Here is a 19,454-nt window from a genome sequence, read left to right on the forward strand (position 1 = left end):
CGGCATGATCAGGCTCAGCAGTCGAAGTACATGGCGAACTCGTGCGGGGTCGGGCGCAGCCGCACCGGGTCGACCTCGTTGGCCCGCTTCCACGACACCCAGGTGGAGATCAGGTCCGGCGTGAAGACGCCGCCGTCGAGCAGGTAGTCGTGGTCGGCCTCGAGCGCGTCGAGCACCTCCGGCAGCGAGCCCGGCACCTGCTTGACGTCGCCCCACTCCTCCGGCGGCAGGTCGTACAGGTCCTTGTCGATCGGCGCCGGGGGCTCGATCTTGTTCTTGACGCCGTCCAGACCGGCCATCATCATCGCCGAGAAGGCGAGGTAGGGGTTGCTGGACGGGTCCGGCACCCGGAACTCGACCCGCTTGGCCTTCGGGTTGCTGCCGGTGACCGGGATACGGGTGCAGGCGGAGCGGTTGCGCTGCGAGTAGACCAGGTTGACCGGTGCCTCGAAGCCCGGCACCAGCCGGCGGTACGAGTTGACCGTCGGGTTGGTGAACGCCAGCAGCGACGGCGCGTGGTGCAGCAGGCCGCCGATGTACCAGCGAGCGGTGTCGGACAGGCCCGCGTAGCCGGTCTCGTCGTAGAACAGCGGCTCGCCGTTCAGCCACAGGCTCTGGTGGGTGTGCATGCCGGAGCCGTTGTCACCGAAGAGCGGCTTCGGCATGAAGGTGGCGGTCTTGCCGTTCGCCCAGACCTCGTTCTTCACGATGTACTTGAAGAGCTGGAGCTGGTCGGCCGCGTGCAGCAGGGTGGAGAACTTGTAGTTGATCTCCGACTGGCCGGCGGTGCCCACCTCGTGGTGCGACCGCTCGACCGTGAAGCCGTTGTCGACCAGGCGGCGGACGATCTTGTCGCGCAGGTCGGCGAAGTGGTCGACCGGCGGCACCGGGAAGTAGCCGCCCTTGTAGGCGGTCTTGTAGCCGCGGTTGCCACCCTCCTCCTCGCGGCCCGTGTTCCAGGCGCCCTCGATGGAGTCGATGTAGTAGAACGACCGGTGCGCGGAGGTCTCGTGGCGGATCGAGTCGAAGATGTAGAACTCCGCCTCGGCGCCGAAGTACGCGGTGTCGGCGATCCCGCTGGCCGCCAGGTACGCCTCGGCCTTCTTCGCCACGTTCCGCGGGTCCCGGGAGTACGCCTCCCGGGTGAACGGGTCGTGGATGAAGAAGTTCAGCGCGAGGGTCTTCTGCGCGCGGAACGGGTCGATGAAGGCGGTCGCGACGTCGGGGAGCAGGAGCATGTCCGACTCGTGGATCGCCTGGAAGCCACGGATCGACGAACCGTCGAACGCGAGGCCGTCGGTGAAGAGCGCGTCGTCGACGGACTCGACCGGCAGGTTGAAGTGCTGCATCACGCCGGGCAGGTCACAGAAACGTACGTCGACGAACTTCACGTCCTCGTTCTTGAGGTATCGCAGGAGTTCCTCGGGATTGGCGAACACACGTCCTCCTGGCAGGTCCACTCCGGTGGCTGGCTCCTGGCGACGGTATGACCGTGGAGTTGCCCGGCCGTGTCTCCCCTGTTTCCGCCGTGTTACGTCCCTCGCGGAGCGTCATCTCGGCCACTCAGGTGCCGGTCAGTCTCCGTTCGGACGATACTCGCTGTAGTGGTGTGGTGCCAATTGACGGCTTTGGTCCGATTCCCCGCTCCGCGCCGAACCGGCGTACCCGGGCAGTGACCTACACCCCTGGTCACCGCGCCCGTCCCGGCCCCGGCGGGGCGCCTGGCTACCCTTGACCGCTGTGACCGATACCGCCGCCGTGCCGGTGCCGCCCGCCGCGGACCCGACCTTCACACCCCCGAGCCTCGGCCGCCGCTTCGGCGCGCTGGTCATCGACTGGGTGCTCTGCCTGCTGATCTCCAACCTCTTCGCCGACCCGGCGCGGGACGGCTGGGCCCCGGTCCTGGTGCTGGTCCTGGAATACGCCCTCTTCCTCGGCCTCTTCGCCCAGACCCCCGGCATGTACGTCACGAGGATCCGGTGCCTGGCCTGGGCCGACGGCGGACGGATCGGGCTGGTCCGGGCCCTGCTTCGCGGCGTGCTGCTCGCCCTCGTGGTGCCCGCCGTGATCATGGACGAGCACCGCCGCGGGCTGCACGACCGCCTCACCGGCTCGGTGATCGTCGCCGCCCCCCGCTGACCCGGTCGCCCCGACGACGAAGGAGCCGGGCCCGTGCGGGTCCGGCTCCTTCACGCGTACGGCAGGGGTCAGCGACCCCGGGTCTGGCGGAACGCGCCGCGCGGCGGCCGCATGTTCTTGGGGATCGCGCCCTTGGGCATCTGCGGGCGGGCGGTGAGCGCCTTGAGCCGCTTGTCGAGGGCGTTGACGTCCTTGGGGGAGAGGGAGCGGGGCAGCCGCATCAGGGTGGTGCGCAGCTTGCGGATCGGCAGCTCGTCCTCGCCCTGGCCGATCACGTAGTCGTGCAGGGGGGCGGTGCCGATCACCTTGGCCAGCCGGCGCTTCTCCTGGCCCAGCAGGCCGCGGACGCGCTGCGGGTTGCCCTCGGCCAGCAGGATCACGCCGGGACGGCCGAGCACCAGGTGGACCATGTCCATCTGGGTGGTGGAGCTGACGGCCGGGGTGACCCGCCAGTCGCCCCGCATGCTCTCCATGATCTGCGCCGCCGCGCCGGGCTGCCCCTCGGCGGCGCTCATCATCGCCGTGTTGGACCTCAGGTTGAGCACGATCAGCACGGCGAGCAGCGCGAGCAGGATGCCGATCGGCAGCCAGAGCCAGCCATAGAGAATGACCGCGACCACGGTGAGCGCGAGCGGGATCAGCACCGCCGCGGCGACCAGCGGCGCGAACCACCGGTCCTGCTTGGCGGTGAACCGGAACACCATCCCGATCTGCTTCAGCCGCTGGCCGAACGAGACCTTCTCCTGGGGCTTTGCCATGCCTGAGAGTCTAGTGGGCGCCCCGCCACCCGTTGATTCCCGGCCGGCCCTCCGCGGCTGAGTACCTTACGCCGCCGTCCGCCCCCTGAGCCGTCCCGGTAAGGAGGGGGCGACGCCGAAGATCAGGCAGGGGACTCATGCCCCGGGGGCACCTTCGCGCGGAAAGTCAGTGTCGACCGCGAAACGACACCGCACGACAGGGGAAACCGAGATGTTCGGTAACGACGCAGAGCTCCTGCTCGCCATCCACCGCAGCCACGCCGCCGAGCTCCAGGCCGACGCGGCCCGCGACCGGCTCGCCCGGTCGCTGCCCCGCCGCCACCCGCGCAGCTGGCTCGGCCGCCGGCACCAGGCCGCCCGTACCGTCGACGGCCGCCGGTGACCACCCTCGCCGCGCCGGCCGTCGCGGCGACCGCCCCGGCCGACCGGGACGGGACCGCGATGCCCGGTCCGGCGGCGTCCCCGGCCGGCCCGGTGCCGACCGCACCCGGGCCGGCCGCCACCCGACGGGACGGGGGACCTCCGGACGGCACCGGTCCGGCCGCCACGGGGGCGGCCGGACCGGCGGCCGGCGGCCGGGCAGTCCGACCGGTCGGCCGGGACGGTGCCGGCGCCCGTCGTGGCATGCTCGATGCCGTGACCGCACGCGCCACCAGCACCGTCCTCGTCGGCCGCCAGCCGGAGCTGACCGGGCTGCGCGACGCGTTCGGCCGGGCCCGGGCCGGGGAGCCCGCCACCGTCCTGGTCGGCGGCGAGGCCGGCGTCGGCAAGACCCGGCTGCTGGAGGAGTTCGGCACCCAGGCCGGCGCCGCCGGGGCGCGGGTGCTGGTCGGCCAGTGCCTGGAGCTGGGCGAGGCCGGCCTGCCCTTCGCACCGTTCGCCGCCGCGCTGCGCGAGGTGCTGCGCCGTGACGGCCCGGCCGCCTTCGCCGGGTACGAGGCGGAGTTCGCCCGGCTGCTGCCCGAGCTGGCCCGGGTGCCGGCCGGCGTCGCCGCGCCCACCGGCCTGCCCGTCTCGGACACCCCGCGCGGCTACCTGTTCGACCTGGTCGCCGACCTGTTCCGGCGGATCGCCGAGGAACGGCCGCTGGTGCTGGTCATCGAGGACCTGCACTGGGCCGACCGGTCCACCCGCGACCTGATCGGCTTCCTGGTGCGGGCCGCCCGCGCCGCCCGCCTGCTGCTGGTCTGCACCTTCCGCACCGACGAGCTGCACCGTGGCCACCCGCTGCGGCCGTTCCTCGCCGAGCTGGACCGGGCGCGCGGGGTGGACCGGGTCGAGCTGAGCCGGCTCGACCGGGACGGCACCGCCACCATCCTCGCCGACCTGCTCGGCACCGAGCCGCCCCCGCGGGCCGTCGACGACGTGCACCGCCGTACCCAGGGCAACCCGTTCTTCATCGAGGAGCTGGCCGCCGCCGGCGACCCCGTCGGCTGCGCGGTGCTGCCGGAGACCCTGCGCGACCTGCTGCTGGCCCGGGTGGACCGGCTGCCCGAGCCGGCCCAGCGGGTGCTGCGGATCGCCGCCGCCGGTGGCACCCGCTTCGCCCACGAGCTGCTCGCCGAGGTCGCCGGCCTGCCCGAGCCCGAGCTGGAGGACGCGCTGCGCGCCGCCGTGGCCGCCCAACTCGTGGTGGCCGACCCGGACGGCGACTACGAGTTCCGGCACGCCCTGGTCCGGGAGGCCGTGCACGACGAACTGCTCCCCGGCGAGCACGCCCGGCTGCACGCCCGGTACGCCGCCGCGATCGAGGCGCAGCCGCACCTGGTGGCTGCCGGCCGCGCCCCGGCCGAGATCGCCCACCACTGGTACGCGGCACACGACCACCCGCGCGCCCTGATCGCCGCCCGCGTCGCCGCCTGCGCCGCCGCCGACCGGTACGCGTACGCCGAGCAGAGCCGGCTGCTGGAACGGGTCCTCGAACTGTGGGAGCTGGTGCCCGACGCTGCCGAGCGGCTCGGCATGGACCACCTGCGGGTGCTGGAGGAGACGCTGGGCGCGGCCACCACGGCCGGCGACCTCAGCCGGGCCCTCACCCTCACCCGGGCCGCGCTGGCCGAGGTGGACGCCGACGCCGAGCCGCTGCGCGCGGCCCGCCTGCTCGACCAGCGTGGCCGACTCCTGGCGCTGCTCGGCAAGAGCGACGGTGCGGCCGAGCTTGGTGAGGCGTATCGGCTGGCGGCCGGGGTGCCGGACGGGCCGGAGCGGGTGGGTCTGCTCGCCGACATCGCGGCACACCTGATGAAGGTCGATCCGAAACAGGCCGCCTCGGTGGCGGCCGAGGCGATGGCCGGCGCCGAGGCGATCGGGGCGGACCTGGTCCTGCTGCCCACCCGGATCGCCATGCTCCGCCGCACCGACCAGACGCCGGACCTCGGGCTGGCCGAGCTGCGCCAGGCGGAGGCCCGGGCCCGGGCGACCGACAACGCGCCGGCGTTGGTCAGCGCCCTGGTCTACCTCTCCGACGTGCTCTACGAGCTGGGCAGCTACCAGGAATCGGCCGAGGCGGCCGTGGCCGGGGTGGCCGAAGCGCGCCGGGTCGGGATCAGCCGCTCCATCGGGGCGTACCTGCTGTCGAACCGGGCCGAGGCGCTGATCGCCCTGGGGCGCTGGGACGAGGCCGACGCGGCCTGCGCCGAGGCGGCCCGGATCGACCCGCCGGGTGTCTCCGGGCTGCACTGGCTGCAGCTCCGCGCCGGGCTGCGGCTGGCCCGGGCGCACCCCGCCGCCGACGAGCTGGTCGGGCGGGCGCTGGCCTTCCTGGCCCGGCCGTACCTCTGGCCGAACCACCGGCTGCCGCTGCGCGAGCTGCGGATCGAGGCCGCCCTCGCGGCCGACGACAAGACGGCGGCGCTCGAGGCGAGCCGGGCCGCCCTGGCCGACGAGCGCCTGCTCGACCTGCCCCGCGAGGGGTGGCCCGTGCTCGGCGCCGCGGCGCGGACCGCCGCGCTGGCCGGCGACGCCGAACTGGCCGGTGAGGTGTCCGCCGTGGCCGCCGCCCTGCCCGTCCGCTACCCGGCGGAACAGGCACACGCCGCCCAGGTCACCGCGATCCTGGCTGGTGCCGGCGCTCCTGCTGTCGGTGGCGGCGTGGCGTTGGCGGCTTGGCAGGCGGCGGTGGCGCAGTGGCGGGCGGTCGGGCAGCCGTACCCGCTGGGCCGGGCGTTGCTCGGGCTGGCCGAGGCGGCCGCCTCCGCCGGCGAACGGGACAGCGTCGCCGCCGCGGTACGCGAGGCCGGCGACATCGCCGCCCGGCTCGGCGCCACCCCGCTGGGCGAGCAGGCCGCCGTCCTGGCCCGCCGGGTCGGGCTGCGCGGCGGTGGCCGTCCCGGGCCGGACCTGCTCACCAGCCGCGAGCAGGAGGTGCTGCGGCTGGTCGCCGAGGGACACAGCAACAGCCGGATCGCCGAGCGGCTCTTCATCTCGCCGAAGACGGCCAGCGTCCACGTGTCCCGGATCATCGCCAAGCTGGACGTGAGCAACCGGGTGGAGGCGGCCGCGCTGGCCCACCGCCTCGGCCTGCTGGACCCCACCCCGCGCTGACCCGCCCGGGTCAGGGGCGGGGGAGGTAGATCCGCCAGTCCGCGACGGTGACCACGTCGAGGGCGCCCGGGCCGGGGCCGAGCCGCTGTTCGAGCCGGGCGGCCAGCGGGGAGCCGGCCGGCGCGACCCAGGCCGCGCCCGGATCGGCCGTCACCGCCCGCCGGTAGCTCGGCAGCCGGTCGAAGCCCGGGCGTAGTTCGTCGTCGACCACCGCGCAGACCACGTCCTCCCCGGTGGCGAAGGTGAGCCGGTTGCAGGTCCAGTAGCCGCCGCGCACGTGCCGTACGCCCAGCCCGCCGAGGGTGTCGACGAGCGCGCGGTGCCGCTCGGCCTCGGCGTGGATGGCCGGTATCCGGGCCATCGCCCCGGCGGTGGCGACCCCCGCCGTACCGAGCATGGCGGCCAGCACGGCGACCGCCGCCAGGGCCGCCACCCGGGCGCGCCGGCCGCCCTCCGCCGGCCCGAGTCCGCCGGCCGGCTCGGCGCTGGTCGACTCCACATCGGCGAGGCGGTGTCGTCCGACCGACCCGGACACCGCCAGATCGCCGAACTGGCGTGGAAAAGGGAGCTGCCACAGCGGCCAGAGCAGGGCGGGCGTGGCGACCGCCAGGCAGGAGAGGTAGCGGGCGCTCTCCACCGGTGTCTGCCCGGCCGAGCTGCTCACCGTGTACGCCGCCAGCACGGCCGCCGCTCCGGCGAGCAGCGCCAGCCGCACCGCCCCCGAGACCCGCCGCTCGTCCGCGCCGCCCGAATCGTCGTCGGGTCCCGTGCCGGCGGCAGGCGCCACCGGCGTGCGGAGGGTGCGCCAGGCGGCCACCGCCCCGAGCAGCAGCAGCACCGGGAACGCGACGGCCCACCAGAGCTGCCAGCCGGCGCAGTGGCTCGGCGAGCAGAAGCCCATGCCGAGCGGCGGCCCGAGCACCAGGCCGCCGTACAGCCGCTCGCCCCAGCCTGCCGCCGCGTCCCCGCCGCCGGCGGCCAGGACCGCGGCCAGCGGGTTGCGGCCGTGCCGGAGGCTGTCCAGCAGCATCGGCGCCGCGCCCAGCAGCAGCGTGCCGGCCACCACCAGCCCGGCCCGGCCGGCCAGCTCCCGCCGGCGGCGGGCCACCAGCACCGCGCCGGTCCCGAGGATGTACGGCAGCAGCAGCGGGTCGACCCAGAGCATCAGCCCGGACACCAGCCCCCAGGCCGCCCACCGGAGCAGTCGCGCCCCGGGCCGTGGGCGGCTGGGATCGGCATCGACGGTGCGCGCGTCCGGGCCCGGAGGCGCGGCGCGGCTGGACGTCGGCCGCCCCGACCCGCCGGCGCGCCGCCCCGACCCGCGGGCGGGTCGGGCCGAGCCGCCGGCGCACAACCCCACGGTGAGCAGGGCGAGCGCGACTCCGGCCGGGTTCAGCTCGGGGTAGCCGCCCCCGGCGATGAGCTGGTTCTTGACGACGCGGTCCGAGCCGAGCGCGAGGAAGCCGACGACCAGCAGGGCGAACCAGGCATCTCCGCCGAGCCGGCGGGTGAGCCGCCAGGACAGGGCGAGGAAGAGTGCGTAGAGCGCGAGGGTGGGCAGCCGCAGCGCGAGCACCGACGGTCCGGCGAGGGCGACCAGCGGCGCGGCCAGGTACGCCTCCAGCGTCCCCATGTACGCCTGCCCGTAGAACCAGACCGGGAAGTCCTGCCCGCGGGCGATGTGCAGGGCGGCCAGGCCCATCGTCGCCTCGTCGCTGTTGGTGGGCGGGGCGTCGGCGAGCAGCAGCGCCAGCCGGTATCCGACCCCGGCCAGCCCGACGAGCAGCGCGAGCAGCACCGGCAGCCGGGGCCGCAGGGGCGGGCGCGGGCGGGCGCCCTCGCGTGGCTCCTGGCGTACCCCGGCGGTCATGCCTGCGATCATGGCATCCGGGCGGTGGCCGGCGGCGGGTGACACGGCCGGCGCCCCCGCCCGGACGCAGCCGGCGGGTGGCGCGGTCCGTGCCGGCGGCCGGGCCTCAGCCGGCGGCGGGGACGCCCTCGCGGGCGGCGAGCGCCTGCTGGTAGAGGCGCCCGGCCCGGTACGACGAGCGGACCAGCGGGCCGCTCATCACGCCGGCGAAGCCGATCTCCTCGGCCTCCTCGCGCAGCTCGACGAACTCCTCCGGCTTGACCCAGCGGGTGACCGGGTGGTGCCGGGGGGAGGGGCGCAGGTATTGCGTGATGGTGATCAGCTCGCAGCCGGCCTCGTGCAGGTCGCGCAGCGCCTGGGACACCTCGGCCCGCTCCTCGCCCATGCCGAGGATCAGGTTGCTCTTGGTGACCAGGCCGGCGGCCCGGGCCTGGCGGATCACGTCGAGGGAGCGCTCGTAGCGGAACGCCGGCCGGATCCGCTTGAAGATCCGCGGCACGGTCTCCACGTTGTGCGCCAGCACCTCGGGCCGCGACCCGAAGACCTCGGCGAGCTGCTCCGGGACCGCGTTGAAGTCGGGGATCAGCAGCTCGACGCCGCACCCGGACTGGAGGGCGTGGATCTGCCGGACCGTCTCGGCGTAGAGCCAGGCGCCGCCGTCGGGCAGGTCGTCGCGGGCGACGCCGGTGATGGTCGCGTAGCGCAGGCCCATCGCGGCCACCGACTCGGCGACCCGGCGCGGCTCGTCGGCGTCGAACTCGGCCGGCTTGCCGGTGTCGATCTGGCAGAAGTCGCAGCGCCGGGTGCACTGGTCGCCACCGATGAGGAAGGTGGCTTCCCGGTCCTCCCAGCACTCGTAGATGTTGGGGCAGCCGGCCTCCTGGCAGACGGTGTGCAGCCCCTCGCGCGAGACCAGCCCGCGCAGCTGGGTGTACTCCGGCCCCATCTTGGCCTTGACCTTGATCCACGGCGGCTTGCGCTCGATCGGCGTCTCGGCGTTGCGCGCCTCGATCCGCAGCAGCCGCCGCCCCTCGGGTGCCGCGGTCGCGGTGCGGCCAGCCTGCGGGGTCGTCGGCGTGGAGTGCTCGATCGTCACGAATCCGAGCCTACGCCGGACGGTGGCCGTCGATGAACGTCGGGCGACCGGCGTCACGCCGCAGATGTTGTGACACCGGACACCGGCGGTGAAAAAAGGTCGTCACAGGGGCCGGTACGGGGTGCTAACGTGCCGGCAAAGCTGCGACGGAGCCGAGTAGCGCGCCGACCCGCCAGCGCAGAGAGCCGCCGGTTGCTGGAAGGCGGTCTGGCGCCGGCGCGTGAAGACCCTCCCGAGCTGCGGGAAGAACGGCGCTCGTGCCCGGCAGGGCCCCTCTCCACGCCTCCGGTGGAGCGGGTGACCCCGCTCACCGCGCCCAGTAGAGCCCGCCGGCTGGCCCCCGTCACGGGCGACGAACGAGGCTCCCGCTCCGGCGGGGGCGAAGGTGTGGTGGCACCGCGAGGATCCCGCTCGCCCACACCTCCCGGGGATCGCGTTGCGATTGATCGAGGAGGTAGCCGTGCAACGCATCCTTTCCACCCAACTGTCCGCCCACGTCGGCGAGTCCGTCCGGATCGCCGGCTGGGTGCACCGCCGCCGGCTGCTCAAGTCGGTGGCCTTCCTGATCGTCCGCGACGCCGCCGGCCTGGCGCAGGTGGTGGTCGCCGACCCGGCGGTGCGCGCGGCCGTCGAGAAGCTCACCGAGGAGACCGTCGTCGAGGTCGTCGGCACGGTGGTCGCGAACGACACGGCGCCCGCCGGGGTCGAGCTCACCGCGCCGACGGTACGGCCGCTCGGCCCGCCCGCCGTCCCGCCGCCGTTCGACCTGTACCGGCCGGCGCTCACCGCCACCCTGCCCACCCAGCTGGACCACGCGCCGACCGCGCTGCGCCACCCGACCCGCTCGGCGGCGCTGCGGATCTCGGCGGCGGCGGTGGCCGGCTTCCGGGCCGCCCTGGACGCCCGCGACTTCGTGGAGATCCACACCCCGAAGGTGGTGGCGTCCTCCACCGAGAGCGGGGCGAACGTGTTCGCGTTGGACTGGTTCGGCCGGCCCGCCTACCTGGCCCAGTCGCCGCAGTTCTACAAGCAGCTCATGGTCGGCGTCTTCGAGCGGGTGTACGAGGTGGGGCCGGTGTTCCGGGCCGAGCCGCACGACACCGTGCGGCACCTGGCCCAGTACACCTCGCTCGACGTCGAGCTGGGCTTCGTCGCCGACCACCGGGACGTGATGGCCGTGCTGCGGGACACCCTCGCCGGAATGCTGGGGGCGGTCGCCGACCGGGCCGGCGCCGCGCTGGCCACGCTCGGGGTGGCGGCGCCCGAGGTGCCAGCCGAGATCCCCGCCGTGCACTTCACCGAGGCGCTGAAGATCGCCGGGGCGCCGGCCGACGAGCCGGACCTCGCCCCCGCCCACGAGCGGGCGCTGGGGGAGTGGGCCCGGCGCGGGCACGGTTCGGACTTCCTCTTCGTCACCGGGTACCCGATGGCGAAGCGGCCCTTCTACACCCATCCGGACCCGGCCCGGCCGGCCTACTCCAACGGCTTCGACCTGCTGTTCCGGGGGATGGAGCTGGTCACCGGCGGGCAGCGGCTGCACCGGTACGAGGACTACCTGGCCGCCCTCGCCGTGCGCGGCGAGCCGGTCGAGCCGTACGCGGGCTACGTGGACGCGTTCCGGCACGGCATGCCGCCGCACGGCGGCTTCGCGATCGGCCTGGAACGCTTCGTGGCCCGGCTCACCGGCGCGGCCAACGTCCGGGAGGTGACCGCCTTCCCCCGCGACCTGCACCGGCTCACCCCGTGAGGACAGGAGTGGTCCCCGGTTGACCGCCCGTCAACCGGGGACCCCTCCTTTCCAGCCGCTTCATCGGCGGCGTGATCGTGCTCTGCGAGCCGTGGGTTCGGGCGGGGATCAGCGCTGGCCGGGGACCGCAGCGGTGACCCGGTCGCCCGCTTCTCCGCCGCGCACCGAGGGCGCGATCGGGAGGCGGCGCTTGTGGTCGGTGGCCCGGTAGCGGGCCACCAGCGCCTCGGCCACCTCCGCCAGGACCGGCCGGCCCTCCAGGAAGTCGTCGATCTGCTCGTACGTCAGGCCGAGCGCGTCCTCGTCCAGCTTGCCCGGGGCCAGGCTCTCCAGGTCGGCGGTGGGCGCCTTGCCGACCAGTTCGGCGGGTGCGCCCAGCGCCTGGGCGAGCGCGCGGACCCGGCGCTTGGTCAGCCCGGTCAGCGGCACCACGTCCGCCGCCCCGTCGCCGTGCTTGGTGAAGAAGCCGGTGACCGCCTCGGCCGCGTGGTCGGTGCCGACGACCAGGCCACCCATCGCCCCGGCGACCGCGTACTGGGCGATCATGCGCTGTCGGGCCTTGACGTTGCCGTGCACGAAGTCCCGTTGGGCGGCGTCGGTGAAGGCCAGCCCGGCCGCCACCAGCGCGTCCAGGGCGGCGTCGCTGGCCGGCTTGACGTCGACCGTGAGCACCCGGTCGGGCCGGATGAACGCCAGGGCCGCCTGGGCGTGGTGCTCGTCGGCCTGCACCCCGTACGGCAGGCGCATCGCCACGAACACCGCCGGGTGGCCGGCGGCGCGGGCCCGCTCGACGGCGAGCTGGCAGAGCCGGCCCGTGGTGGTCGAGTCCACCCCGCCGCTGATGCCGAGGACCAGCGCCGTCAGCCCCGTGTCGACCAGGCGGTCGGCGAGGAAGACGACCCGGCGCTCGATCTCCACGGCGGCGTCGAAGGTCGACGCCACCTGGAGTTCCTCGGCGATCTGCCGCTGCGTCGAGATCAGGTCGGTCATCGGGTCCTTTCCGGTTCAGGCGGGGCCGAGTTCAGGCTGGGCCGAGGAGGTCCCACGGGTTGCCCTCCAGGTCGCGGAAGACGGCGACCCGGCCGTACGGCTCGGTGCGCGGCGGCTTGACGAACTCGACGTTCGCCTCGCGCATCCGGCGGTAGGTGGCGTCGAAGTCGTCGACCTGGAGGAAGAAGCCGACCCGGCCGGCGGTCTGGTCGCCGACCACCGCCTCCTGCCGCTCGCCGTCGGCGCGGGCCAGCAGCAGCCCGGTCCCGCCGCCGGGCGGGCGGACCACCACCCAGCGCTTCGGCCGGCCGTCGTTGGTCAGCGACGGCTTGTCCTCGGCCAGCTCGAAGCCGAGCACCTCGGTGAAGAACGTGATCGCCGGGTCGTAGTCGGCGACGACCAGGGTGACGAGATCGATCCGCACCGGACGAGAGTACGCGATCAGCCCGGCAGCTCGGCCTGGCGCCGGCGCAGGTGGTCGGCCTGCGGAACGCTCAGGCCCAGGGCCAGCGCCTCGCGGTCGGGTAGGGACGATCGGCGGGCCGCCCGCCGGGACACCACGCGGCGGATTGGTTTTCAGACCTGCACGAGGGTCGGCAGGTGGCGTTCGACCACCGGGAGCACGTCGGCGACGGTGACCGGGTGGCCCAGCTCGGCGGTGAGCGAGGTGGTCCCCGCGTCGCGGATGCCGCACGGCACGATGCGGTCGTAGTACGTCAGATCGCAGTCGCAGTTGATCGAGAAGCCGTGCAGGGTCACGCCCCGGGCCACCCGGATGCCGATCGCGGCCACCTTGCGGGCCGGGCCGCGGTCGTCCTCGGGCACCCAGACGCCGCTGCGCCCCTCGACCCGGCCGGCGGTCAGCCCGAACTCGGCGCAGACGTCGATCAGCAGCTGCTCGGTGCGCCGGACGTACGCCACCACGTCCACCGGGTCGGGCAGCTTGACGATCGGGTAGCCGACCAGCTGCCCCGGCCCGTGCCAGGTGATCTTGCCGCCGCGGTCCACGTCGATCACCGGGGTGCCGTCCATCGGCCGGTCCCACGGCTCGGTCCGCTTGCCGGCGGTGTAGACGCTGGGGTGCTCCAGCAGCAGCACCGTGTCGCCCTGCTCGCCGGCCACCACGGCCTCGTGCAGCCGGCGCTGCTCGTCCCAGGCGGCCTGGTAGTCGAGCACACCGGCACGGACCGGGGTCAGCCCGGAAGTCGTCACGCTCACCCGTCCAGCCTAGTCCCGCCACCTGCCGGTGCGCCCCTGTGAGCCTCGTCGCGTTAGGCCGGCGGGACCCGCCAGACCCACACGTCGTCCACCCGCTGGGGCGGGCCGAGCAGGCCGGTGGCGGTGCGCAGCAGGGCCTCCTCGTTGATGTCGTACTTGGCGCCGTGCACCCGGTCGGCCAGGACCACCGTCTCGACGTGCCAGTAGCGCAGGTCCTCCCGGCTCTGCCGGATGCTGCCCTCGGTGATGATCGGGACGAGCCCGGTCCGCCCGGCCTGGTCCATCAGCGAGTCGAAGCTCCGCGGCACCGGCCCGATCCGCCCCCGGCCCTCCGGGCCGCCCGGGCCGAGGAAGAAGCCGGCCGGGATGCGGAACTCGCCCTGCCGGTGCGCCAGGGCGTACGCCTGCCAGCGCTGGCCGTCCGGGGTGACGTCGACGGTCAGCGGCAGTGGGGTGAGCACCCCGCCGGGCGAGACGTACTGCTGCCAGGTGCCGTTGGTGATGAACTGCGGGACGGGCTCCCGCACGCTGGTCAGCAGCGGGGTCGGCAGCAACGGCACCAGCGCGACGGCGAAGCCGAGCGCCCAGGCCGCCGTGGTCACCCGGTGCCGGGGTGGCCGGGCGCGGAGCCGGTCCACCGTGTGCGCCAGCAGCAGCCCGATCACCGGCGCGACCACCAGCGCCAGCCGCGAGGGCAGCGCCGCGTTGATCACCGGCAGGTTGTCCAGCACCCCGAACGGGAGGAGTTGGCCGGTGCGCCGGCCGTTCCACTTGGCCGTCGGCCCCCAGGAGAGCACCGCGAAGACCACGGCGGTGACGCCGAGCGCGGTGAGGGTGGCCCGGAACGCCCGGTCGGCGCGCCGCCAGAGCAGCCCGAAGCAGGCCACCGTGAGCAGCAGCAGCGGGATGCCGAAGAAGGAGTTCTCCTCCGTCGGGTTCGGTGCCAGCGAGGTGCCCAGCCCGGCCCAGCCAGCCAGGGACCGGCGCGGGTACGACCCGTACGCGGCGATGTCCTCGGAGTGGATGAGCGGGTCGAAGCCGGTGCCGTGGAAGCGCTGCGGCCCGGCGAAGTGCAGCCACAGCGGGTACGCGAGCAGCGCCCCGGCCACCAGCGCGGTCACCCCGAGCCCGGCCGCGAAGCGGGGCAGCGCGGCGCGGACCTCGGCCCGACGGGCCGGGTGCAGCGCCCACACCAGCAGGAACAGGGCGAGCGCCAGGGCGGTGAAGAAGAGCCCTTCGGCGGCGATCGAGAAGGCGACCGCCACCAGCAGCCCGAGCACGATCCCGCCGCGGACCGCCCGGCCGGGGCGGCGCAGCCGGAACACGCCCCAGATCAGCAGCGGCACCAGCCAACCGGCGGTCCAGTTCAGGTGCGCGTTGGCGTGCGAGACCATCGCCGGGCAGTAGGCGATGAAGAGCGCGCCGACGGCGGCGGCCAGCCGGCTGCCCACCAGGTATCGGCTGAGCAGCCAGTACCAGGCCACCCCGGTGGCGGCGAGGTTGAGGGTGAGGATCACCAGGAACGTCGCGGGCGGCCCGATCAGGTACGTCAGCGGCGCGAAGAGCACCGCGTACACGGTGATCGAGGTGTTGACCGCGAGGTTCACCCCGTCCGGATTGTTGATCAGGTGGGTGTAGAACGGGTTCTCCCCGTGACTGACGGCGTGCCCGCCGAAGGCCAGCAGCCACTCGAAGAGCGCCTGGTCACTGGAGTTGACGGTGATGGCCCGGGTGTCCGGGTTCCACCACAGGCCGCTGGTCACCCAGAAGGCCAGGGCCACCGCGGCGAGCACCACGACCAGGTCGGCCCGCCAGCTCCGGTTGGCGGGCTCGGGGGACCGGTCGGTGACCAGGGTCGGGGAGGTCGGCACGCAGCGGACGTTACCAACCGGAACTGGACACGCCGGTCAGACACGAAACCTCGCGGCCGCTTCCGTCGCCCGCGGCGACACACTTCGATCTCGGTGAATGTGTGAGCGGCGGCCATGTCGGGCCGCGCAACCCGGACGTAACGTCTCGGCAACTTCAGCGTGACTCAGTTCACAGTTCGCCGTCGGGAGGTCGCCGTGCGCCGCTCCTCATCCATCCTCACCCGCCTCGCCGGGGCGGCGGCCGGGATCGTGCTGGCCGCGGCCGCGGCGCTCACCGCCGCCCTCCCCGCCCAGGCCGCCTCGCTCACCCAGGTCACCGGCTTCGGCTCCAACCCGGGCAACCTCGCCATGTACGCGTACCGGCCGGACGGCCTGCCGGCCAACGCGCCAGCCGTGGTGCTGCTGCACGGCTGCACCCAGAACGCCGGCGGCTACTTCGCCAACTCCGGCTGGCAGAAGTACGCCGACCTGTGGAAGTTCGCGCTGATCGTGGCGCAGCAGCCAGCTGCCAACAACTCCAGTTCCTGCTTCAACTGGTTCGAGACCGGGGACACCGCGCGCGGCCAGGGCGAGGCCCTGTCGATCAAACAGATGGTCGACTACGCGAGGACCAACTACGGCACCGACGCCGCCCGGGTGTACGTGAGCGGCCTGTCCGCCGGCGGGGCGATGAGCGCGGTCATGCTCGCCACCTACCCGGACGTCTTCGCCGCCGGCTCGGTCATCGCCGGCCTGCCGTACCGCTGCGCCACCAGCAGCACCAGCGCGTACTCCTGCATGAACCCCGGCGTCGACAAGACCCCGGCCCAGTGGGGTGACCTGGTCCGCAACGCCTACCCCGGGTACGCCGGGAAGCGGCCGCGGGTGGCGATCTGGCACGGGACCGGCGACTACACCGTCGCGGTGGCGAACGCCGTCGAGTCCCGGGACCAGTGGACCAACGTGCTCGGGGTGTCGCAGACCCCCACCAGCACCGCCACGCTGCCCGCCGGCACCAGCCTGGAGGTGTACGGCAGCGACCAGGTCCGGCTCTACCGGGTCGCCGGGATGGGCCACGGCACCCCGGTCGACCCGGGCTCGGCCACCGACCAGTGCGGGACCGCCGCCGCGTACTTCCTGGACACCATCTGCTCGACGTACCGGGACGCGCTCTTCTTCGGCCTCGACGGCGGGGTGACGCCCAGCCCGACGCCGACCGCGTCCCCGTCGCCGACCCCGACGGCGCCGCCGGCCTGCGTGACCGCCAGCAACTACGCCCACGTGAGCGCCGGCCGGGCCTACCAGTCCGGCGGCTACGCCTACGCCCTGGGCAGCAACCAGAAGATGGGCCTCTACAACACCTTCAACACGACCACCCTCAAGCAGACCGGCCCCAACTACTGGGTCATCGGCTGCTGACCGCCCGCCGTCGCCCTCGCCGGGTCACTCGGTGAGGGCGGCGTGCAGCGCGCTCGGCAGGTCGCGGTGGGTCCAGGTGAAGCCGGCCTTGGTCAGCACGCCGGGCAGGACCCGCGCGCTGGTCAGGGCCTCGTGGGCGAAGCCGCCGAGGGCGATCTTCAGGGCCAGCGCGGGGACCGGCATGATCGCCGGCCGGTGCAGCTGGCGGGCCAGTTCCCGGGCGAACTCGGCGTTGGTGACCGGGTTCGGACCGGCCACGTTGACCGGGCCGGCGAGGTCGTCGCGGGCCAGCAGGAAGGCCACCGCGTCCAGCCAGTCCCGCATCGAGATCCAGGGCAGCCACTGGCGGCCGCTGCCCAGCTTCCCGCCGACGCCCAGCCGGAACGGCAGCAGCTGCGGTTTGAGCATCCCGCCGGCGCGGTCCAGCGGCAGGCCGGTGCGCAGCCGCACCACCCGTACGCCGGCGTCCTCGGCCGGCCGGGTCGCGGCCTCCCAGACCCGGCAGACGTCGGCCAGGAAGCCCTCGCCGGCCGGGGAGTCCTCCTCCACGACCCGGTCGCCGGTGTTGCCGTACCAGCCGACCGCCGACGCGTTCAGCATCGCCGCGGGCCGGTCGGCGGCGGCCAGACCGGCGATGGTGATCGCCAGCGTGGTGGTGGTGTCCACCCGGCTGGACCGGATCAGCCGCTTGTACTCGTCGTTCCAGCGCCGGTCACCCACCCCGGCGCCGGCCAGGTTGACCACCGCGTCGGCGTCGGCGACCACCGCCGGGTCGAGCTGCGCGGCGGACGGATTCCACTGCCGCTCGTCCGGCGTGCGCGGCGGGTGGCGGACGAGGCGGGTGATCTGATGCCCGTCCGCGGTAAGCCGGTCGACCAGTCGGGTGCCGAGGAAGCCGGACACTCCGGCCATGAGGATCCGCATGCTCATATCTTCGGGTACGGACCCGGCGCCCGGATGCGTTGAGCGGCATGCGTCACTCGCCGGTCCCGCCGCCCGGAGTCAACGCACCGCCCCGGCCGGGCGCAGGTCGGCCAGGAGTCGTTCCACCTCCGCGAACGCCTCGGCGGGCAGCGGGCCGAGCGCGAGCGTCGCGAAGTTCTCCTCGGCCTGGGCCACCGTCCGGCAGCCCGGGATGGGCACCGTCCGCGGGCTGCGGGCCAGCAGCCAGCCCAGCGCGCCCTGGGCGAGCGTACGACCGTCGGCGGTCAGCGCGTCCCGGATCTGCGTGACCCGGGCCGACCACTCCGGGGTCGGCCGCCCGTCGGTGAACCAGACCAGCCACTCCGGGGCCACCCCCCGCACGTCGTCCCGGCCGACCGCCCGGGTCGAGCCGGTGAGCAGGCCCATCGCGAGCGGGCCCCGGTCGAGGCTGGCCAGGTCGAGCGAGTCGCAGACCGCCAGCATGTCGAGGTTGTCGTGGAGCACCGACTCGTCGTGCTGAATCGCGGTGCAGTGCGGTCCCGCCTCGGCGAACGCCCGCGCCGACGACGGATTGTCCGTGCTCCAGCCGTACGCTCGGATCTTGCCCTGGGTGACCAGGCCCTCCAGGGCGTCGATCAGATCGAGCGCGGCGGACGCCGGCAGGTCGTTGATGTGCAACTGGTAGAGGTCGACGTGGTCGGTGCCGAGCCGGCGCAGCGACTCGTCCAGGCTCGCCACCGCGTACGCCGGGCTGGCGTCGGTGCCGGTCCAGCGCCGGCTGGCCTCGTCGGAGCGGTTACCGAACTTGGTGGCGATCACCGCGTCGTCGCGCCGCCCGGCGAGGGCGCGGCCGAGGACCCGCTCGCTGTGGCCGGCGCCGTAGTTGCTGGCCGTGTCGAAGAGGGTGACGCCCAGGTCGAGCGCCCGGTGGATGGTGCGGACCGACTCGTCGTCGTCGACCTCGCCCCAGCCGAACGGCTGCCCGCCGTCGCCCCACAGTGGCCCGCCGATCGCCCAGCATCCCATGCCGACCGCGCTGACCGTGATGCCGCTGCGGCCGAGTGTCCGTGTCATCGTCATGCGCTCCAGTGTTCGACTTCGAGCACTCTCCAAGTCAAGGCATGCGCTGCCTCTCCCGTCGCCCCTCGTGACGAAGGCGGAGTGAACTGTTCGGCCGCTACGAACTTGATGACGGGAATGGATCGCGTCGAGAGCCGACTGCCCAGCCGAGGAAGCGGGCGTAGAGCTGCCCCGGCGTCGGCCCGTCCTGCGGGTGCAGGAGGTGCAATTCGCCGGCCGCGTCGTGCAGCATCCCGCCCAGGTAGACCAGCAGCGCCACCCGGTCGTCGACGTACTCGCGGAGCAGGGTGAGCCGCGCGATCGGGCACGGCCAGGGCGCGGCGCAACCCCGGCAGAGCCAGAGCGGCCGGAGTGGCGTGTGCGGCCGACTCACCACCGGCCGCCGTTGGCCCGCCAGGTCTGCGCCGGGGTCAGCCAGCCGGCCCGCCCGACCTGCGGGTTCGCCCGGGTGGCCTCGTCCCACCACCGGCTGTTCGGCGGCGGCGCGGGCGGCTCGGTGGGGATCGGCGCGTGCCGGTTCGGGCAGGCGGTCCAGCGCAGGCCGCACGAGCACCAGCGCCGCCCGCGTCGCCAGGTCCGCCGGTGCCGGGGCGCGAGCGGCACCGGCGCCGCGTTCCGTCGCGGCCACATCGTCAGCACCCCCCATCGGGTACGCGGACCAGCAGCTCACCATGGGCCCGCAGCTCGTCGATCACCACCCAGGGCATCGGCAGCTCGCCGAGCACCTTCTCCATCGCGTCCACCGGTTGGTCGACCACTGACCGCACGCTGCTCCGCCTCTCTTGATGCGGCACCGAGACGGGCGGGGTCGACCGTGCGC

General features: G+C 74.2%; 18 protein-coding genes. 5 read left to right on the forward strand and 13 right to left on the reverse strand.

Going from position 1 to position 19,454, the window contains the following annotated elements:
- Positions 1–14: 14 nt before the first annotated feature.
- Positions 15–1,439: a type I glutamate--ammonia ligase gene (glnA, locus tag ABZ783_RS07190; RefSeq protein ID WP_357434986.1), complete on the reverse strand. Its 1,425-nt coding sequence runs from the start codon at positions 1,437–1,439 to the stop codon at positions 15–17.
- A 319-nt stretch (positions 1,440–1,758) separates the two neighbouring features.
- On the opposite strand from glnA, the gene ABZ783_RS07195 reads away from it, so the two are divergent.
- Entirely contained in the window at positions 1,759–2,139 is a 381-nt protein-coding gene (locus ABZ783_RS07195) for an RDD family protein (RefSeq protein WP_357435305.1), read from the forward strand.
- A 68-nt stretch (positions 2,140–2,207) separates the two neighbouring features.
- On the opposite strand, the gene ABZ783_RS07200 is transcribed toward ABZ783_RS07195, so the two are convergent.
- Positions 2,208–2,897, reverse strand: coding sequence for a DUF4191 domain-containing protein (locus tag ABZ783_RS07200; RefSeq protein ID WP_073833683.1), 690 nt, complete (start codon positions 2,895–2,897; stop codon positions 2,208–2,210).
- A gap of 211 nt (positions 2,898–3,108) precedes the next feature.
- On the opposite strand from ABZ783_RS07200, the gene ABZ783_RS07205 reads away from it, so the two are divergent.
- Complete coding sequence (locus ABZ783_RS07205) at positions 3,109–3,279, forward strand: hypothetical protein (protein ID WP_357434989.1); 171 nt, start codon at positions 3,109–3,111, stop codon at positions 3,277–3,279.
- Complete coding sequence (locus ABZ783_RS07210) at positions 3,276–6,440, forward strand: AAA family ATPase (protein ID WP_357434991.1); 3,165 nt, start codon at positions 3,276–3,278, stop codon at positions 6,438–6,440. The genes ABZ783_RS07205 and ABZ783_RS07210 overlap by 4 nt, the downstream gene beginning before the upstream one ends.
- 10 nt (positions 6,441–6,450) lie before the next feature.
- Here ABZ783_RS07210 and ABZ783_RS07215 read toward each other — a convergent pair whose 3' ends face one another.
- Together ABZ783_RS07215 and lipA are read right to left on the reverse strand one after the other, a co-directional pair.
- Positions 6,451–8,310: a DUF423 domain-containing protein gene (locus tag ABZ783_RS07215; protein WP_357434993.1), complete on the reverse strand. Its 1,860-nt coding sequence runs from the start codon at positions 8,308–8,310 to the stop codon at positions 6,451–6,453.
- Positions 8,311–8,416: 106 nt separating this feature from the next.
- Entirely contained in the window at positions 8,417–9,463 is a 1,047-nt protein-coding gene (gene lipA / locus ABZ783_RS07220) for a lipoyl synthase (protein ID WP_357434995.1), read from the reverse strand.
- 403 nt (positions 9,464–9,866) lie between these two features.
- Here lipA and aspS point away from each other — a divergent pair, with 403 nt between their 5' ends.
- The gene (gene aspS, locus ABZ783_RS07225) at positions 9,867–11,153 is read left to right on the forward strand and encodes an aspartate--tRNA(Asn) ligase (RefSeq protein ID WP_357434996.1); all 1,287 of its coding nucleotides are present in this window, start codon (positions 9,867–9,869) and stop codon (positions 11,151–11,153) included.
- Between the two features lie 108 nt (positions 11,154–11,261).
- Here aspS and nadE read toward each other — a convergent pair whose 3' ends face one another.
- From nadE to ABZ783_RS07245, 4 genes are all read right to left on the reverse strand, one after another.
- On the reverse strand, positions 11,262–12,143 hold the full coding sequence (gene nadE, locus ABZ783_RS07230; protein WP_357434998.1) for an ammonia-dependent NAD(+) synthetase: 882 nt from the start codon (positions 12,141–12,143) through the stop codon (positions 11,262–11,264).
- A 31-nt stretch (positions 12,144–12,174) separates the two neighbouring features.
- Positions 12,175–12,567, reverse strand: coding sequence for a VOC family protein (locus tag ABZ783_RS07235; protein WP_357435000.1), 393 nt, complete (start codon positions 12,565–12,567; stop codon positions 12,175–12,177).
- Between the two features lie 152 nt (positions 12,568–12,719).
- Positions 12,720–13,361 (reverse strand): lipoyl(octanoyl) transferase LipB, encoded by a 642-nt coding sequence (gene lipB, locus ABZ783_RS07240; RefSeq protein WP_357435001.1) that lies wholly within the window; start codon positions 13,359–13,361, stop codon positions 12,720–12,722.
- A gap of 53 nt (positions 13,362–13,414) precedes the next feature.
- On the reverse strand, positions 13,415–15,232 hold the full coding sequence (locus ABZ783_RS07245; RefSeq protein ID WP_357435003.1) for a DUF2079 domain-containing protein: 1,818 nt from the start codon (positions 15,230–15,232) through the stop codon (positions 13,415–13,417).
- A 195-nt stretch (positions 15,233–15,427) separates the two neighbouring features.
- On the opposite strand from ABZ783_RS07245, the gene ABZ783_RS07250 reads away from it, so the two are divergent.
- Positions 15,428–16,630: a PHB depolymerase family esterase gene (locus tag ABZ783_RS07250; RefSeq protein ID WP_357435005.1), complete on the forward strand. Its 1,203-nt coding sequence runs from the start codon at positions 15,428–15,430 to the stop codon at positions 16,628–16,630.
- Positions 16,631–16,654: 24 nt separating this feature from the next.
- On the opposite strand, the gene ABZ783_RS07255 is transcribed toward ABZ783_RS07250, so the two are convergent.
- The 5 genes from ABZ783_RS07255 to ABZ783_RS07275 all read right to left on the reverse strand — a co-directional run bounded on the left by ABZ783_RS07255 (position 16,655) and on the right by ABZ783_RS07275 (position 19,392).
- Entirely contained in the window at positions 16,655–17,554 is a 900-nt protein-coding gene (locus ABZ783_RS07255; RefSeq protein WP_357435007.1) for a TIGR01777 family oxidoreductase, read from the reverse strand.
- Between the two features lie 78 nt (positions 17,555–17,632).
- The gene (locus ABZ783_RS07260) at positions 17,633–18,634 is read right to left on the reverse strand and encodes an aldo/keto reductase (RefSeq protein WP_357435009.1); all 1,002 of its coding nucleotides are present in this window, start codon (positions 18,632–18,634) and stop codon (positions 17,633–17,635) included.
- A 97-nt stretch (positions 18,635–18,731) separates the two neighbouring features.
- Positions 18,732–19,007 (reverse strand): hypothetical protein, encoded by a 276-nt coding sequence (locus ABZ783_RS07265; protein ID WP_357435011.1) that lies wholly within the window; start codon positions 19,005–19,007, stop codon positions 18,732–18,734.
- Complete coding sequence (locus ABZ783_RS07270; RefSeq protein ID WP_357435013.1) at positions 19,004–19,264, reverse strand: hypothetical protein; 261 nt, start codon at positions 19,262–19,264, stop codon at positions 19,004–19,006. The genes ABZ783_RS07265 and ABZ783_RS07270 overlap by 4 nt, the downstream gene beginning before the upstream one ends.
- Positions 19,265–19,266: 2 nt before the next feature.
- Complete coding sequence (locus ABZ783_RS07275; protein WP_357435015.1) at positions 19,267–19,392, reverse strand: hypothetical protein; 126 nt, start codon at positions 19,390–19,392, stop codon at positions 19,267–19,269.
- Positions 19,393–19,454 lie beyond the last annotated feature (62 nt).

It is taken from the genome of Micromonospora sp. NPDC047738 (genome assembly GCF_040642675.1).
In the GTDB taxonomy this organism is placed as follows: domain Bacteria; phylum Actinomycetota; class Actinomycetes; order Mycobacteriales; family Micromonosporaceae; genus Micromonospora.

Bases quoted from the DNA above. Each gene is read 5' to 3' on its own strand.
- ABZ783_RS07200 (WP_073833683.1), bottom strand. From the start codon at position 2,897: ATGGCAAAGCCCCAGGAGAAGGTCTCGTTCGGCCAGCGGCTGAAGCAG.
- ABZ783_RS07205 (WP_357434989.1), top strand. From the start codon at position 3,109: ATGTTCGGTAACGACGCAGAGCTCCTGCTCGCCATCCACCGCAGCCAC.
- ABZ783_RS07215 (WP_357434993.1), bottom strand. From the start codon at position 8,310: ATGACCGCCGGGGTACGCCAGGAGCCACGCGAGGGCGCCCGCCCGCGC.
- nadE (WP_357434998.1), bottom strand. From the start codon at position 12,143: ATGACCGACCTGATCTCGACGCAGCGGCAGATCGCCGAGGAACTCCAG.
- ABZ783_RS07255 (WP_357435007.1), bottom strand. From the start codon at position 17,554: ATGCGGATCCTCATGGCCGGAGTGTCCGGCTTCCTCGGCACCCGACTG.
- ABZ783_RS07260 (WP_357435009.1), bottom strand. From the start codon at position 18,634: ATGACGATGACACGGACACTCGGCCGCAGCGGCATCACGGTCAGCGCG.
- ABZ783_RS07270 (WP_357435013.1), bottom strand. From the start codon at position 19,264: ATGTGGCCGCGACGGAACGCGGCGCCGGTGCCGCTCGCGCCCCGGCAC.